The 14,756-nt window shown below is 63.7% G+C and carries 15 protein-coding genes; 9 read left to right on the forward strand and 6 right to left on the reverse strand.

Going from position 1 to position 14,756, the window contains the following annotated elements; genetic code table 11:
* Positions 1–32: 32 nt before the first annotated feature.
* Complete coding sequence (locus tag CRO06_RS15675) at positions 33–641, reverse strand: TetR/AcrR family transcriptional regulator (protein WP_022994909.1); 609 nt, start codon at positions 639–641, stop codon at positions 33–35.
* A gap of 136 nt (positions 642–777) precedes the next feature.
* On the opposite strand from CRO06_RS15675, the gene CRO06_RS15680 reads away from it, so the two are divergent.
* From CRO06_RS15680 to CRO06_RS15690, 3 genes are all read left to right on the forward strand, one after another.
* The gene (locus tag CRO06_RS15680) at positions 778–2,253 is read left to right on the forward strand and encodes a flavin-containing monooxygenase (protein WP_080531652.1); all 1,476 of its coding nucleotides are present in this window, start codon (positions 778–780) and stop codon (positions 2,251–2,253) included.
* Between the two features lie 47 nt (positions 2,254–2,300).
* The gene (locus CRO06_RS15685; protein WP_022994911.1) at positions 2,301–3,260 is read left to right on the forward strand and encodes an alpha/beta fold hydrolase; all 960 of its coding nucleotides are present in this window, start codon (positions 2,301–2,303) and stop codon (positions 3,258–3,260) included.
* Positions 3,261–3,345: 85 nt separating this feature from the next.
* Positions 3,346–4,185: a 23S rRNA (adenine(2030)-N(6))-methyltransferase RlmJ gene (locus tag CRO06_RS15690; RefSeq protein ID WP_097058829.1), complete on the forward strand. Its 840-nt coding sequence runs from the start codon at positions 3,346–3,348 to the stop codon at positions 4,183–4,185.
* 83 nt (positions 4,186–4,268) lie between these two features.
* Here the strand turns inward: CRO06_RS15690 and lysA are convergent, their stop codons facing one another.
* Positions 4,269–5,510 carry a diaminopimelate decarboxylase gene (lysA, locus tag CRO06_RS15695; protein WP_097058830.1) on the reverse strand — a complete coding sequence of 414 codons (1,242 nt, stop codon included), beginning with the start codon at positions 5,508–5,510 and terminating at the stop codon, positions 4,269–4,271.
* A 13-nt stretch (positions 5,511–5,523) separates the two neighbouring features.
* On the reverse strand, positions 5,524–5,694 hold the full coding sequence (lptM, locus tag CRO06_RS15700) for an LPS translocon maturation chaperone LptM (protein WP_022994914.1): 171 nt from the start codon (positions 5,692–5,694) through the stop codon (positions 5,524–5,526).
* 306 nt (positions 5,695–6,000) lie between these two features.
* On the opposite strand from lptM, the gene rnk reads away from it, so the two are divergent.
* Together rnk and CRO06_RS15710 are read left to right on the forward strand one after the other, a co-directional pair.
* Positions 6,001–6,399 (forward strand): nucleoside diphosphate kinase regulator, encoded by a 399-nt coding sequence (gene rnk / locus CRO06_RS15705; protein WP_022994915.1) that lies wholly within the window; start codon positions 6,001–6,003, stop codon positions 6,397–6,399.
* Between the two features lie 65 nt (positions 6,400–6,464).
* Positions 6,465–6,947, forward strand: coding sequence for a YbaK/EbsC family protein (locus CRO06_RS15710; RefSeq protein ID WP_026948255.1), 483 nt, complete (start codon positions 6,465–6,467; stop codon positions 6,945–6,947).
* A 10-nt stretch (positions 6,948–6,957) separates the two neighbouring features.
* Here CRO06_RS15710 and CRO06_RS15715 read toward each other — a convergent pair whose 3' ends face one another.
* Both CRO06_RS15715 and CRO06_RS15720 read right to left on the reverse strand, forming a co-directional pair.
* Complete coding sequence (locus CRO06_RS15715) at positions 6,958–7,524, reverse strand: NnrU family protein (protein WP_055100506.1); 567 nt, start codon at positions 7,522–7,524, stop codon at positions 6,958–6,960.
* A gap of 90 nt (positions 7,525–7,614) precedes the next feature.
* On the reverse strand, positions 7,615–8,232 hold the full coding sequence (locus tag CRO06_RS15720; RefSeq protein ID WP_097058831.1) for a TetR/AcrR family transcriptional regulator: 618 nt from the start codon (positions 8,230–8,232) through the stop codon (positions 7,615–7,617).
* Between the two features lie 103 nt (positions 8,233–8,335).
* Here CRO06_RS15720 and CRO06_RS15725 point away from each other — a divergent pair, with 103 nt between their 5' ends.
* The 4 genes from CRO06_RS15725 (at position 8,336) to CRO06_RS15740 (ending at position 12,897) form a co-directional block, all read left to right on the forward strand.
* Positions 8,336–8,809: a hypothetical protein gene (locus CRO06_RS15725; RefSeq protein ID WP_097058832.1), complete on the forward strand. Its 474-nt coding sequence runs from the start codon at positions 8,336–8,338 to the stop codon at positions 8,807–8,809.
* A 97-nt stretch (positions 8,810–8,906) separates the two neighbouring features.
* Positions 8,907–9,428 carry a sigma-70 family RNA polymerase sigma factor gene (locus CRO06_RS15730; protein ID WP_022994925.1) on the forward strand — a complete coding sequence of 174 codons (522 nt, stop codon included), beginning with the start codon at positions 8,907–8,909 and terminating at the stop codon, positions 9,426–9,428.
* Positions 9,407–10,426 (forward strand): FecR domain-containing protein, encoded by a 1,020-nt coding sequence (locus CRO06_RS15735; protein WP_063140969.1) that lies wholly within the window; start codon positions 9,407–9,409, stop codon positions 10,424–10,426. Before CRO06_RS15730 ends, CRO06_RS15735 begins: the two co-directional genes overlap by 22 nt.
* Positions 10,427–10,500: 74 nt before the next feature.
* Positions 10,501–12,897: a TonB-dependent receptor gene (locus tag CRO06_RS15740; RefSeq protein WP_097058833.1), complete on the forward strand. Its 2,397-nt coding sequence runs from the start codon at positions 10,501–10,503 to the stop codon at positions 12,895–12,897.
* 344 nt (positions 12,898–13,241) lie between these two features.
* On the opposite strand, the gene argH is transcribed toward CRO06_RS15740, so the two are convergent.
* Positions 13,242–14,636 (reverse strand): argininosuccinate lyase, encoded by a 1,395-nt coding sequence (gene argH / locus CRO06_RS15750; protein WP_022994928.1) that lies wholly within the window; start codon positions 14,634–14,636, stop codon positions 13,242–13,244.
* Between the last annotated feature and the right edge of the window lie 120 nt (positions 14,637–14,756).

A 14,756-nucleotide genomic window follows, 5' to 3' on the forward strand; every position in this document is an offset into this window, starting at 1 on the left:
CGGGGATTTGCAGGGGAGCAGTAGGGCGGGGATTATTCCAGCAGGGCGGCGCAAATCTTCAGCGCGGTTTCCGTCACCGTGTCCACCGGCTGGGCATAACCGGTGGCCATCCAATATAGCGCGATATGAATGAAGCCGCCCTGGAGGCCGGCCTGGAGCATGGGGTCGAACTGCTGACCGGGCCGGGCCAGGGCCTGGGTCATGTTCTGGATGCCGGCCCGCAGGGCGTCATCGATGGCCCGGTCCACCGCCGGGCTGATGCCGCGAATATCGATCAGCAACAGCCGGGCAACATTCGGTTTGTCTTTCAACTCCTGGAAATAGGAGCGCAGCATGGCGCGGCAGCGGGCCAGCGGGTCGTCCCCCGCGGCCTCGGCGGCGGCCATGTTGTGCGCGCGCAGGCGTCGGGTGGCCTGCTCATAACAGGCGATCAGCAGCTCATCGCTGTGGCCGAAGGATTCATAGAAATAGCGCTGGGTCAGGCCGGCGGCGTCGCACACCTGTTTGACACTGGAATGCCGGTAGCCGTTGTGGCCGTAGACCTCGGTCGCGGCATCGATCAACTGCTGGCGGCGCAGTGCGCGCCGTTCCCGTGCGGCGGTGCCCCGGTACGGTCGCTTGCCTGTGGTTTCTGTGGCCATGAGGATTCTGAAAAGCGGCGTTGTCAAATTATAAGTGACAATATAAATTGTCACTCATGCTTACCAGCAAAGGCCCGCGGCCGTTTCATCGCAAACGCGCAAGCCCGTATTGGCGCGAGGCACAGAGGATATCAGCATGAATAAACAACAAGAACAATTTCAGCCCGCCCCCCTGGATGTCCTGATCATCGGCGCGGGCCTGTCCGGCATCGGCGCGGCCCGGGCCCTGAGCGACAAGTGTCCGGACAAGCGCTATCTGATTCTTGAGCGGCGGGATGCCATTGGCGGTACCTGGGACCTGTTCCGCTATCCGGGCATACGGTCGGACTCGGACATGTATACCCTGGGCTACAGCTACAAGCCCTGGACCGGCCGCAAGGCGATTGCCGATGGCGCGGACATCAAGCGCTATATCGAGGAAATCGCCGAAGAGTCCGGAGCCATTCACAACATTCGCTTCCGCCATCAGGTGATGTCGGCCAGTTGGTCCAGTGACGAAGGGTTGTGGACGGTGCGGGTCAAGGCCACCGACCGGACCGGGGAGACGCGGGAGGAGCGCATCCGGACCCGCTTCATCGCCTCCTGCTCGGGCTACTACAGCTACGACGAGGGCTATCGGCCGGAGTTTCCCGGCGAGTCGGACTTTACCGGACAAATCATTCATCCGCAGTTCTGGCCGGAGCAACTGGACTACCAGGGCAAACGCATTGTCGTTATCGGCAGCGGCGCCACCGCCGTCACCCTGGTGCCGGCACTGGCCGAACAGGGGGCGCGGGTCACCATGCTGCAACGCTCCCCCAGCTATATCTTCGCGCGCCCCCTGGTGGACCGGCTTGCCCACGCCATGCAGCGCTGGTTGCCCCTGCCGCTGGCCTATCGCCTGACCCGCTGGAAGAACGTGCTGCTCGGCCAGCGTTTCTTCCACAATGCCCGTACCCGGCCCGGCCCCACCCGGGAATACCTGTTGCATCTGGCACAGCGTCAGGTCGGCTCGGGAGTGGACATGAAACACTTCACGCCGGACTACCGTCCCTGGGATCAGCGTGTTTGCGCCGTGCCGGACGGCGATCTGTTTCATATGTTGCGCTCCCGGCGGGTGGATATCGTCACCGATACCATCGACCGCTTCACGCCGGGCGGTATCCGACTTGCTTCCGGCCAGGAGCTGGAGGCGGACATCATCGTCACCGCCACCGGGCTGAAATTGAACGCCCTGGGCGATGTGCGGCTGGAAGTGGACGGCAAGGCAATGGCGGTGGCCGACTGCATGGCTTACAAAGGCATGATGCTCAGCGATGTGCCGAACCTGATGCTCACTTTTGGTTATACCAACGCGTCCTGGACGTTGAAGGCCGAACTGACCTGCAACTACATGACCCGCCTGTTGCGTTACATGGACAGGAAGGGCGCGCGGATGGCGGTGGCGCGGCGCGATCCGGCCGTCAAGGCGCTGCCGTTCCTCGATTTCAGTTCCGGCTATGTCCAGCGTGGCGTGGATGTCATGCCGCAACAAGGCGACCGCGAATGCTGGCGCGTGCATCAGAATTACCTGAAAGACAAATACATGATCCAGTACGGCAGACTGGATGACGGCGTGCTGCAGTTTCAATAACCACGCTGTTTCAATAACGGTAGGGAAGAAAAACGAAGGAAACGGCTATGGGGTATGTGCTGAGCGGCCTGTTGATCGTGGTGATTCTGATCGCGGCGGGACTTTTTGTTTTCACCTGGATGACGGTGCGCAAAGTGCAGTTTGGCTTGCCGCCGGAGGGCCGTTTCGTCACGGTCATGGGCAACCGTATCCACTACATCGAGCAAGGCAGCGGGCCGGAAACCCTGCTGCTGATTCATGGACTGAGCGGGGTCTCCCAGCACTTCTCCTACAAAGTGCTCGGCGAACTGGCCAAGGATTATCGGGTGGTGGCCATTGATCGCCCCGGCAGCGGCTATTCGGAACGCGCCGCGCGTTCCTCCGCCTCCCTGGTAGTTCAGGCCGATGTGGTGGCCGGCGTCATCGACGCCTTGCAACTGGGTAAGCCGATGTTGGTGGGGCACTCGCTGGGCGGGGCGCTGTCGCTGGCCACGGCGTTGCGGCATCCGGACAAGGTGCGGGGGCTGACGCTGATCGCGCCGCTGACTCATATGCCCGCCGCCGGGCCCTCCAAGGCGTTCGCGGCGCTGGGCATACGTCAGTCCTGGTTGCGGCAACTGGTGGCCTGGACGCTGATGGTGCCGATGACCATGCGTTATCGGGAAAAGGTGCTGGATATCGTGTTCGGGCCGGAAACAGTGCCAGCCGACTATGCGATACGCGGTGGCGGCGCGCTCGGGCTGAGACCCAGTCATTTCATCGCGGCGTCACGGGATTTGCTGGCGCTGGATGGGGTGGTGCCGGAGCTGCAGCAGCGTTATGCCGATCTGCAAGTGCCGGTCCGGATCCTCTATGGTCGAGGCGACCGCATTCTCGATCCGCGGGAACAGGGGCAGGGGATGGTGGACCGGTTCCCGGACAAAGTGGAACTGGAGCTTATCGAAGGCGGCCACATGTTGCCGCTGACCCAGCCGGAGGTGACCACGGATTTCATCCGGCGCGGCATGCGGGCCTTGCCGCCCGCCTGATGGAGGGAAAGCCGGGGCCGCTCCGAGTATAGGCGTGTTGGTTGCTCCCCGCGTACAATGCCGGTTTGCCGCCTCGGGACCCGCCATGCTCAGTTACCGTCACAGTTATCACGCCGGCAGTTTCGCCGATGTCCTCAAGCATTTGGTGGAAGTGGCGATCCTCGATCATCTGCGGCTCAAACCGAAGCCGTTCACCGTGCACGATACCCATGGCGGCGCCGGGCGCTATGCCATTGACGACGCGCACATGCAGAAGACCGGGGAGTACGTGGATGGTATCGCCCGCCTGTTCGGTGAGCGTACCGGCGTGGCCGCGGTGGACCGCTATCTGTCGGTGGTGGCGCAACTCAATCCGGTGGGGCGCCTGAGTCACTATCCCGGATCGCCCCTGATTGCCGCCCACCTGCTTCGTGAGCAGGATCGTCTGCAGTGTACCGAGCTGCACAGCACCGACTTTGAGCTGCTACGGCAGGAATTCGCTGGTGACAGACGAGTCCGCGTGGAGAAGCTGGACGCCTGGCAGGGTCTCAAGGCGTTGCTGCCGCCGCGGCACCGTCGTGGACTGGTTCTGATCGACCCGTCCTATGAACTGGAAGCGGACTACACCCAGGTGGTGGAAGCGGTGCGCCAGGCGTTGCGTAAATTCGCCACCGCCACCTACGCGATCTGGTATCCGGTGTTGGAACGTAACCGTACCGAGCGCTTCGTGCGCCGGTTCGTGGAAGCGGACATTCCCAACCTGCTGCGCCTGGAATGTTGCATGCGCGCCGACGCCAGCGGACGTGGCATGACCGGCTCCGGGCTGCTGGTGATCAATCCGCCTTATACTCTGGCGGCAAACATGAAGCAGGCGATGCCGGTGTTGCAGGCGGCGCTGGGAGACGGTCACGGCCACCACCGGGTGGCGCAGCTTACTGGAGAGTGAGCGGGCAGCGGTACCAGTGTGCCGCGCGCCAGCGGCCTGCTCCGGTGGTGCTCGGTCCCCGATGGCTGGCGCCTAAGTCCCTGTCAGGGCAGCAGCGTTTCCAGCTTGAGCTGATCCTCGATGGTTTCCCGCTGGCGCACCACGAAGGCCTGATCGCCGTCCACCAGAATCTCCGCCGGCCGGCCACGGCTGTTGTAGTTACTGGCCATGGCGAAACCGTAGGCGCCGGCGGAACGCACCGCCAGAAGGTCGCCGGCCTCCAGGGCCAGGGCCCGGTCCTTGCCGAGAAAGTCGCCGGTTTCGCACACCGGGCCGACGATGTCCCAGTCCCGGCAGTCCGCCTCATGGGGCGTCACCGGCACGATGTCCTGCCAGGCGGAATAGAGGCTGGGGCGGATCAGGTCGTTCATGGCGCCGTCGACGATGGCGAAGTTGCGATGCTCGGTGGGTTTCAGGAACAGCACCTGGGTCAGGAACACGCCGGCATTGGCGGCGATGGCGCGGCCCGGTTCGATGTGTACCGGTAACTCGCCGGGAATGTGCCGCAGCAGGGCGGCCACGTAATCCTCGTGGGCCGGTGGTGTTTCGTCGTTGTAAGTGACGCCGAGACCGCCGCCCAGATCCAGGTGGTGGATCTCGATGCCCAGTTCCTGCAGTTCGGTCAGCAGTGCCAGCACCCGCTCCAGCGCGTCCTCGAACGGCTCCAGACGGGTCAGTTGGCTGCCGATGTGGCAGTCGATGCCGAGAATCCGGATGTGCGGTAGTTCCGCCGCCCGTTGATACAACGCCGGCGCCTTGCGGATGTCGACACCGAATTTGTTTTCCTTGAGGCCGGTGGAGATATACGGATGGGTCTGGGCGTCGACATCCGGATTCACCCGGATGGCGATGGGCGCTTCCTGGTCCAGTTCGCCGGCCACCAGGTTGAGCAGTTCCAGTTCCGCCGCCGATTCGACGTTGAAGCAATGGATGCCGACCTGCAGGGCACGGGCCATCTCATCGGCGGTCTTGCCGACGCCGGAGAAGACGACCTTGTCCGGATCGCCGCCGGCACGCAGCACTCGTTCCAGCTCGCCGCCGGAGACGATGTCGAAACCGGCGCCGCAGCGGGCCAGCACATTGAGCACCGCCACATTGCTGTTGGCCTTCACCGCGTAGCAAACCTGATGGGGATGGTCGCCAAAGGCGTCATCGAAGGCGCGGTAGTGCGTCTCCAGGGCGGCCCGGGAATAGACATACAACGGCGTGCCAAAGCGTTCGGCCAGCAGTGTCAGCGGCAATTCCTCGACGTACAGGGTACCGTCGCGGTAGGGAAAGTGATCCATGGGGCTCATCCTGTTAATGCGGGTCCTGGTCCGAATCGTCGTCGTTGTCCACGGCAGGGGCCGTCTCCGTCGCCGGTGGTTGATCCTGGGGCTGGGGCGGCGGGGCCGGCTCGGCGAAGTAGAGCGGGCCTTTCTGGCCGCAACCGCTCAACAGCACCAACACCAACAGGCTCAATGCACGCATGAAAGGCTCCGGGAAGCAGGGTTGAATGCGGCGAGTATAGCGGGTTACCGGGGGTGGATGACACCGCCGCCGGTCACTTTGACGGCGTTCGGCAAGGGATTCTCTCCCCCGGGCTTGCCAAAAAACACCACTGGCCTAATATCAGGGAACAACAACCCAACGGCGTTCCCATCGGAACGCCGTTTTTATAGTGGCCGCCGCCCATGGCGGTCATTCCCGGACCGTTGCCGGGCCGATAGAAAAAATCGTTGCCGGTGATGTTATGCCCGCGCCCCGCGGAAGGGGCGCTTCCACAGGAGTATGAACATGTTGCCGCCGCCTATTACGGTGTCGCGATTGGATGTCAGCCGCATTGAGCCGTTGCTGGAGGACCTGGATGACGACCAGGTGCTGGGATTGGAGGACGAATTGCTGCGAGCCACGGTGGTGGAACCCCGCAGCATGCCGGCGGATGTGGTGACGATGAACTCCCGGGTCCGCTGCCGTGAGGAAAACAGCGGTCGGGAATGGTCGGTGACGCTGGTGTACCCGCAAGACGCCGGCAAGCCCGACACCGTGTCGATATTGGCGCCGGTGGGCGCGGCCTTGCTGGGACTGGCCAAGGGCCAGAGTATCGACTGGCCGGGCCGCAATGGCCGAACCCTGCGCATCGTCATCCTTGACGTCGAGTACCAGCCGGAAGCCGCCGGCGACTACGACCTGTGATCGCGCCGGGCCTGTGCCCGGCGTTCCCCACCTTGCCGCTTTCATTACCTGAAGAGATAGCCGCCATGAGCCTGGATAGCGTGCGCGCGTTTTTCGCCGAAAAAGCACCGGAGATTCGTATCATCGAGCTGGACACCAGTACCGCCACGGTGGCGCTGGCCGCCCAGGCTCACGGTGTCGAGCCCGGGCAGATCGCCAAAACTCTGGCGTTCCGGGTCGGTGAACGGGAAATCCTGGTGGTGGCTCGCGGTGATGCCCGTATCGATAACCGAAAAATGCGCGCGGTATTCGAGGCCAAAGCGAAAATGCTCGACGCGGAAACCGTATTGGCGCTCACCGGCCACCCGGTCGGCGGCGTCTGTCCTTTCGGATTGGCCACGCCACTACCGGTGTACTGCGATCAATCCCTGCGCCTTTACGACGAAGTGCTTCCCGCCGCCGGCGCCACCCACAGCGCGGTGCGTATCGCGCCGCAGCGGCTGGCGGAGCTGGTGGAAGGCGAATGGGTGGACGTTTGCCAACTGCCGGAGCCGGCCAACGGGATGTGACGGTGGCTGCTCACATCACCGGCACACCAATCAACCAGGGATGCAGGAAAACAGCGAACAGGCCATAGGCCACCAGCCCCACCACCACGGTGGTAATGGTGGCGCTGGAGCGGCCGCCGGTCCGGCTGGCGGGCTCCCGCCGGCGGGCGGCGCGGAATGCCAGAATCGCCCAGACCAGGAAGGCCGCGAACAGAACGATGTCACCCAGCCGGCCATTGGACAGCAGGTGGGCCAGGGCCCAGACTTTCACCGCCAGCATCATCGGGTGGCCAAGGCGGGCCTTGATGGCATTGCCTGGCACATAGGCCGCCACCAGCAGAATCAACGCCGGAATCATCAGCAGCACAGTGAGATGGCGCAAGGCCACTGGCGGGTTCCAGACAAACACAGGATCAAGCCGGGTCTGACCGTACCCCCAGATCGTCAATACCAGCCCGATCAGGGCCACCAGTGAATAGATCCCCTTCCAGGCGGGTTCCCCCAGCTGTTGAATCCGGGCCTGGCGCCAGGGCTCGGCGAAGATACGTACGGAATGGACGCCCAGAAACAGCACGAGTCCGATAATCATTATTGTCATGACTGGCTTCCTTTTAAAAAGGTGGCTATGTCGGTGTGGCAATGCCAATGGAACACTGACCCGGAGCATAGCGGACATGGCGGCGTGGGGTCACCGGGGGTGCCCACTTCGTAGTGCGGTCAGCCACAGAGCCTTGATTTCTTCCACCAGAGTTTCGCTGGAGAGACCTTCGGGAGGTGCCAGTACGGCGCCGTGGACCTGTGCCTCCACACCTTGCACCAGCAGCAGGGCGCGGGCCTCGGGATGGGGGCCGCCAACACCAAGACGGGTCAATTGCCCGGCCACCGCCGTGGCCATCAACGTTTCCAGGCGCCGGAACCTCGACATCAGTGCCGCCGATCGGGGTGTTTGCTCGAACAGCAAGCGATGCATGGCGGGGTTGTGCCGGTGCAATGCCACGGTGGCCTCGATCAACGAGGTCAGGGTTGTTTCCAGGTCCGGACGTTCCTGCTCCAATTGTTGGAAGACGGCGCTCAAGGTCGCGCCGCTTTCCTCCATATGCCGCTCGCTCAACGCCAGCAGCAGCGCCTCCTTGTTTGGGAAATACTGATACAGCGAGCCGATGGACACACCGGCTCGCTCCGCCACCTTGTTGGTGGTGGTGCCGGTATAGCCCCGTTCCCCGAAAAGCTGAGCCGCCGCCTCCAGAATCGCGTCCCAGGTGGCGCGGGAGCGCTGTTGGCGGGGCTTTTTGCGGATGCCGGTCATGGCGGTGAATGCGAGTAGCGGCGGACGGCCTGAAATGTGAGATTTACTCGTGTTTGCGTCGACGTGCAATACGCAGCTCGCCGATAGCCGGCAAGGAGCAACCATGAGCGACCCGATCACACTGCGATTTGAATCCCGCTTATCCGTACCGGAATCCCGAATCTGGCAATGGATCACTTCGGTGGACGGCATTGCCGCGGAACTGCGCCCGTGGTTACGCATGACGGCGCCGAAGGGGATTCATTCTCTGGATGACGTGGAGGTGCGTTGCGGAACACGCCTGTTCCGCAGCTATATTTTTCTGTTCGGCATTCTGCCCATCGATTATTCGGACATGACGCTGCTGGCGCTGGACCCGGGCCGGGGCTTCCTGGAACAGTCTCCCATGGGATCCATGGCGCTGTGGCGTCATGAGCGGCGTATTCTGCCTTGTGAGGATGACCCGGACAGCCATCTGCTGGTGGACCAACTGACGTTCAAGCCCCGCCTGGCGGCCCCCTTGACGCGATGGTTCATCCGCCGGGTCTTTACCCACCGGCACCGCGTATTGCGGCGCCGGCTCCGCACAGCCGCCTAGCCGGCGCGGCCATCGACCATCGGGAATGATGGAGGAGGTTTCCACCAAAGTGATATAATGATAACAATTCGCATTATTGACTGGGGTGGGGACTGCTATGACGATCGCCGGTGAGAAGGAGGCCTTCGAGCGCCGTATCGACCAGTTGTATCACTCCCATTCCGGTTGGCTGAGAGGGTGGCTGCGGCGGCGCCTGGACTGCTCACATAGCGCCGAGGATCTGACCCAGGATACCTTCATGCGGCTGCTGACCGCCCGTGACCGGGACGGGGTGCTGGCGGTGCGCGAGCCGCGCGCTTACCTGAGTACCGTGGCCGGTCGCTTGCTGGTGAACCATTATCGGCGCCTGTCCCTGGAACGGACCTACAAGGAAACCCTGGCGCTGCTGCCTCCGGAGCAGGCGCCTTCGCCGGAATGGCGGCTGGCCTTGCTGGAAACGCTGCAGGAAGTGGATGCTCTCCTGGACCGGTTACCGGAAAAGGTGCGCACCGCTTTTCTCCTGTCCCAATTGGAAGGGCTGACCTATGCCGCCATCGCCGAACATCTGGTGGTGAGCGAGCGCACCGTGAAACGCTACATGGCCCGGGCCCTGGAAGAATGCATTCTGCTGATGGACTGAACTCTGATGGGGTAAACAAGGACGGCAGCCAGTCGTTGCAGCGTGAGGTGGCGCGCCGTGCCGCTCACTGGTTCCTGCGCTGGCGCGAAGCCGATCTGGACGACGCCGAACGCGCCGACCTGGAACGCTGGCGGGCCGCGCATCCGGATCACGAGCGGGCCTGGCAGCGGGCCTTGCGTCTTGCCGAAACGTTCGAGCGGATCCCCGCCGAAGTGGGTATGCGTACCCTGGATCGCCGCCAGCGTCTGGACCGCCGCGGCGCGCTCAAGCATCTGGCGGTATTGATTGGTCTGGCTCCGGCGGCTTATCTGGCGGCGCGCGCGCTGCCCTGGAGCGAGTGGAACGCCAGCTATCGCACCGGTATTGGTGAGCGCCGCGAGCTGGTCCTCGATGACGGCTCCCGTGTCATGCTTAACACAGGCTCCGCTCTGGACGTGCTGTTTGATCGGGAACAACGGCTGTTATTGTTGCGTGCCGGTGAAATTCTGGTGACCAGCGGCGACGATGGCTTGCCACCGTCGCAACGGCATCGCCCACTGCGGGTGCGCACCAGCGAGGGCCTGATCGAGGCTCTGGGCACCCGTTTCCTGGTACGGCGCGGCTCGGCGGCGTCCACCCGGGTGGCCGTGTTCGAAGGCGCGGTGGTGATTCGCCCCGGCGATGCCTCGGCGTCGGCGTCACCGCGAGTGTTGCATGCCGGCCAGCAGGCCCGTTTCAGCCATGAGGCAATTGGCTCCACCAAGACCGCACCGCCAGAACTGGCGGCCTGGACCGAAGGGCGGCTGGTGGCCGATGACATGCCGCTGAGTCGCTTCCTGAAAGAACTGGCGCGCTATCGTCATGGCGTGGTGCGTTGCGATGAAGATGCCGGCGCGCTGCGTATCAGCGGTACTTTCCAGCTTGATCACAGTGACCAGATCCTGGCGGCGCTGCCGGCCACGGTGCCGGTGGACGTGGCCTTTCTGACGCCCTACTGGGTGACGGTGCGCGCCCGCTGAAATGCGCTGTCCCCTTTTTCCGTTTCGCGTGTCCTTACTGGCAAAGACCTCGCACTGTTTCAGGAAACCCAGTAATGACCGTGATGCTTCCGTTTCTCCGTGTTCAACGCAGCGCCGTGTGGTCACGGCCGTGGTGGTCGCTGCTCCTGCTGCTGCCGCTATTGGCGATGGCCGATCCGGCAGCGCGCCAGTCCTATGATCTGCCTCCCGGAGCCCTGGCACCGGCGCTGTATCGTTTCGCCGATATAGCCGGCATCAGTGTGCAGGCCGGGGCCGGCTTGCTGGATGGTAAAGACTGCGCCGGTCTGCGCGGTGATTACACCGTGGACGAGGGCCTGCGCCGGTTGCTGGCCGGCACCGGACTGACCGCCCGCCGCGCTTCCGAAGCGGTGTACGTGATCCGTGCCGAGCAGGCACAGGTGTTGGACCAGGTGGATGTGAGCGCTGGCATCGGCGGCTCGCCGGCGATGGCGCTTCCGGTCCCCTACGAGGGCGGCCAGCTTGCCAGCGGCGGTCAGGTCGGCATGCTCGGCAACAAGGACTACATGGACGCGCCGGTGAACATCACCAGCTACACCCGCGAAACCATCGACAATCTCCAGGCGCGCACGGTGGCGGAAATGGTCCGCAATGACCCCTCGGTGCGTAATGCCAGCGGTCCCGGCGGCATGCTGGATTCCTTCTTCATCCGCGGCTTTGCCATGAACGAGGGCAACTCCGGAGAGGTCTCCTACAACGGGGTGTTCGGGGTGGCTCCCAACTATCGGGTGCTGACCGGTTACGCCGAGCGGGTGGAGGTGCTCAAGGGGCCGTCCACCCTGCTCAACGGTCTGTCTCCCAACAGCAGCGTCGGCGGCACCATCAATGTCGTGCCCAAGCGCGCCCAGGACGCCGACCTCAACCGGGCGGAACTGCAATTTACCCAGGACCAGCAATTCGGGGGCGCCGTGGATGTGAGCCGCCGGTTCGGTGAGCAGCGCCGCTGGGGCATCCGCTTCAACGGCGGTCACACCGACGGTGACACCCGTTTGGATAATCAGGAGCGGACCTCCGGCTACGCCGCCCTGGCGGTGGATTATCAGGGCGACCGGTTGCGCGCCAGCCTGGATCTGCTGGATCAGCGCGAGGATTATGACGCCCCGTCCAGGGAACTGATGATCGCCACCGGTGTGCCTTTGCCCGGTGCGCCCGACGGCCGGCGCAACGTTACCCAGGCGTGGGAATGGTCCCGCGTGGACGATCAGTCGATGCTGCTGTCGGTCGAATACGATCTTGACGATCAGTTGATGCTGTTCGCCAACGTGGGCGGTGGTGACAGTGAAGTGGACCGTTTGTTCGGCTACCCGGTGATTCAGAACAGCGCCGGGGATGTGAAGGATTCGCCGTCCTATATGCTGTTCCGCAATCAGCGCCGTACCGCCGATGCCGGGCTGCGGGCCCTGCTCGACACCGCCCTGGTGAGCCATGAGATGTCATTGCAGGTCAGCCGTTACCGGGAAACTTACCGGCGTGGCGCGGTTTACGCCACCGACGACTGGGACTCGAACATTTATGATCCGGTGGGTTACCCGGAAATTACGGTGGCGCGGCCAGGCAGTATTCCCAAGTTGTCCGAATCCGAATTCAGCGGCGTGGCGGTGGCCGACACTCTGTCGTTTCTTGATCGGCGTTTGCAGGTGACGCTGGGGGCCCGCCGCCAGCGTATCGAAACCGATAACTACAACGCCGGGATGTTCACCAACGATTACGATAAAGGTGCGACGGCTCTGTTCGGCGGGGTGGTGGTCTCCCCCTGGTCCGGGGTGTCGTTCTATGGCAATTACACCGAAGGGCTCAGCCGTGGCGACATCGTGCCGGAGGGGGCAGATGGCGCCGGACAGGCTCTGGCACCGTACGTGGCCAAACAGTACGAAGTGGGCGTCAAGCTGGACCGGGGCGGTCTCGGCGCCACCCTGGATGCGTTTCAAATCACCAAACCGTCGGCGGAGCTGGACGGCAGTGTCTACCGGCGCAGCGGTGAACAGCGCAACCGGGGTATCGAGGCTATGGTGTTCGGTCGTCTCTCCGATCGTCTCCGGTTGATGTCCGGGCTGATGCTCATGGACGCCGAATACACGCGCAGCGAAGACACCGCCAAAAAAGGCAACACGCCGATCGGTGTTCCGGACTTTCAAGCCAATATGACCGTTGAGTGGGATCCGGCCCCGTTGCCGGACCTGACCTTGTCGGCGTCCGTCACCCATACCGGAGAGCAGTACCTGGACAGCAGCAACGACCGCGAACTGCCGTCCTGGACCACCTGGGATGTGGGAGCGCGTTACCGGGCGGACCTGGCCGGAACCCCGGTGACGGTGCGATTCACCGTGCAGAACGTGGGGGACAGGGCGTACTGGGCCAGCGTCAACAGCTGGAGCATGCTCACCGTGGGTGCGCCGCGCACGGCGGTGCTGTCGGTGAGCGCGGATTTCTGACGGTATTGCGGTCGGGCTGTCCTGGTAGAGATGAATTCAGGCAGGCGGTGAATCAGGGTGTCTCTTGCCGGGGGAGGAAAGCCGGCGGTCAGCGTGCCAGGGCACGCTACGAGCACGTCCATGTGGGCTCGGGTTTGGCCTTTCAGTCTGCGTAAAAAACAACCAACTGGGCGCCCTGAATGCGCGTACGGCATTGGCGAATGGACTGGCGCTGGTGACCCACAACACCAAGGAATTCGATCGGGTGCCGGGACTGCAGCTCGAGGATTGGTTCTGAGCCGGGAATCGCGGTCCTTTCCTTACAGGGAAGTCCTACAGGAAAGGACCGCGATAGCGCGGATGTCTCAGGCGCCGAGCGCCTGGCGGGCGCGGGCCACGGCGGCGCGCACCTGTTCCGGGGCGGTGCCGCCGATGTGGTTGCGGGCGCTCACCGAGCCTTCCAAGGTGAGGACTTCGAACACGTCGTCATCGATCTGGTCGCTGAACTGGCGCAGCTCGGACAGGCTCATGTCGCCCAGGTCCTTCTTCTTGCTGACGCCATAGGCCACCGCTTTGCCGACAATTTCGTGAGAGTCGCGGAACGGGATGCCCTTGCGCACCAGGTAGTCGGCCAGGTCGGTGGCGGTAGCGAAGCCGCGGCGGGCCGCTTCGCGCATCACTTCCCGGTTTGGTTCCAGCGCCGGGATCATGTCGGCGAAGGCGCGCAGGCTGCCGGCCAGGGTGTCCACGGCGTCGAACAGCGGTTCCTTGTCTTCCTGGTTGTCCTTGTTGTAGGCCAGGGGCTGGCTTTTCATCAGGGTCAGCAGGCTGATCAGGTGGCCGTTGACGCGGCCGGTCTTGCCGCGCACCAGCTCCGGCACATCCGGGTTTTTCTTCTGCGGCATGATCGAGCTGCCGGTGCAGAACCGGTCCGGCAGGTCGATGAAGTTGAATTGGGCGCTGGTCCACAGCACCAGTTCCTCACTGATCCGAGACAGGTGGGTCATGGACAGCGCCGCTAGGGCACAGAACTCGATGGCGAAGTCGCGATCGCTGACTGCGTCCAGGGAGTTTTCGCACACGGCGTCGAACCCGAGCAGCTCGCAGGTGCGTTCGCGCTTGATCGGATAGGTGGTGCCGGCCAGCGCGGCGGCGCCCAGGGGCATGCGGTTGACTCTTTTGCGGCAATCCAGCAGCCGCTCGCGGTCGCGCTTGAGCATCTCGAACCAGGCCAGCAGATGGTGGCCGAAGGTCACCGGCTGGGCGGTCTGCAAGTGGGTGAAGCCGGGCATGATGGTGGCGGCTTCGCGCTCGGCCAGGTCCAGCAAGCCGTTCATCAGACGCAGCAATTCGGCGTCGAGCTGGTCGATCTCATCGCGCAGCCACAGACGGATGTCGGTGGCCACCTGGTCGTTGCGGGAGCGGCCGGTGTGCAGCTTCTTGCCGGTGATGCCGATTTTGTCGGTGAGCCGTGCTTCGATGTTCATGTGCACGTCTTCCAGCGCCACCGACCAGGCGAATTCCCCGGCTTCGATCTCCTGGCGGATTTCATCCAGCCCCTGGAGGATGGCGTCGCGCTCCTCGGTGGTAAGCACGCCAACTTCCGCCAACATGGTGGCGTGGGCCTGGGAGCCCTGGATATCCTGCCGGTACATGCGCTGGTCGAACAGCACACTGGCGGTGAATGCCTGCACGAAGGCATCGGTGGATTCGCTGAAGCGGCCGCCCCAGAGTTTGTTTTGCTGCTGCTTGTCGCTCATGTTGCTGCTCGTCTGTTCGTTGATGCGCCGGTACCCACCACCGGACCGGATAACGGGCGCGCAGTATAACACCGGCGGGCTGGCTGTGGGGCTCCCGGCAGGGTATAACCGCTAGGGCCT

It is taken from the genome of Alloalcanivorax xenomutans (genome assembly GCF_900217905.1).
In the GTDB taxonomy this organism is placed as follows: Bacteria; Pseudomonadota; Gammaproteobacteria; order Pseudomonadales; family Alcanivoracaceae; genus Alloalcanivorax; species Alloalcanivorax xenomutans.

Coding starts and splice junctions, on each gene's coding strand:
- CRO06_RS15675 (WP_022994909.1), bottom strand. CDS start 641: ATGGCCACAGAAACCACAGGCAAGCGACCGTACCGGGGCACCGCCGCA.
- CRO06_RS15680 (WP_080531652.1), top strand. CDS start 778: ATGAATAAACAACAAGAACAATTTCAGCCCGCCCCCCTGGATGTCCTG.
- CRO06_RS15685 (WP_022994911.1), top strand. CDS start 2,301: ATGGGGTATGTGCTGAGCGGCCTGTTGATCGTGGTGATTCTGATCGCG.
- CRO06_RS15690 (WP_097058829.1), top strand. CDS start 3,346: ATGCTCAGTTACCGTCACAGTTATCACGCCGGCAGTTTCGCCGATGTC.
- lysA (WP_097058830.1), bottom strand. CDS start 5,510: ATGGATCACTTTCCCTACCGCGACGGTACCCTGTACGTCGAGGAATTG.
- lptM (WP_022994914.1), bottom strand. CDS start 5,694: ATGCGTGCATTGAGCCTGTTGGTGTTGGTGCTGTTGAGCGGTTGCGGC.
- rnk (WP_022994915.1), top strand. CDS start 6,001: ATGTTGCCGCCGCCTATTACGGTGTCGCGATTGGATGTCAGCCGCATT.
- CRO06_RS15710 (WP_026948255.1), top strand. CDS start 6,465: ATGAGCCTGGATAGCGTGCGCGCGTTTTTCGCCGAAAAAGCACCGGAG.
- CRO06_RS15715 (WP_055100506.1), bottom strand. CDS start 7,524: ATGACAATAATGATTATCGGACTCGTGCTGTTTCTGGGCGTCCATTCC.
- CRO06_RS15720 (WP_097058831.1), bottom strand. CDS start 8,232: ATGACCGGCATCCGCAAAAAGCCCCGCCAACAGCGCTCCCGCGCCACC.
- CRO06_RS15725 (WP_097058832.1), top strand. CDS start 8,336: ATGAGCGACCCGATCACACTGCGATTTGAATCCCGCTTATCCGTACCG.
- CRO06_RS15730 (WP_022994925.1), top strand. CDS start 8,907: ATGACGATCGCCGGTGAGAAGGAGGCCTTCGAGCGCCGTATCGACCAG.
- CRO06_RS15735 (WP_063140969.1), top strand. CDS start 9,407: ATGCATTCTGCTGATGGACTGAACTCTGATGGGGTAAACAAGGACGGC.
- CRO06_RS15740 (WP_097058833.1), top strand. CDS start 10,501: ATGACCGTGATGCTTCCGTTTCTCCGTGTTCAACGCAGCGCCGTGTGG.
- argH (WP_022994928.1), bottom strand. CDS start 14,636: ATGAGCGACAAGCAGCAGCAAAACAAACTCTGGGGCGGCCGCTTCAGC.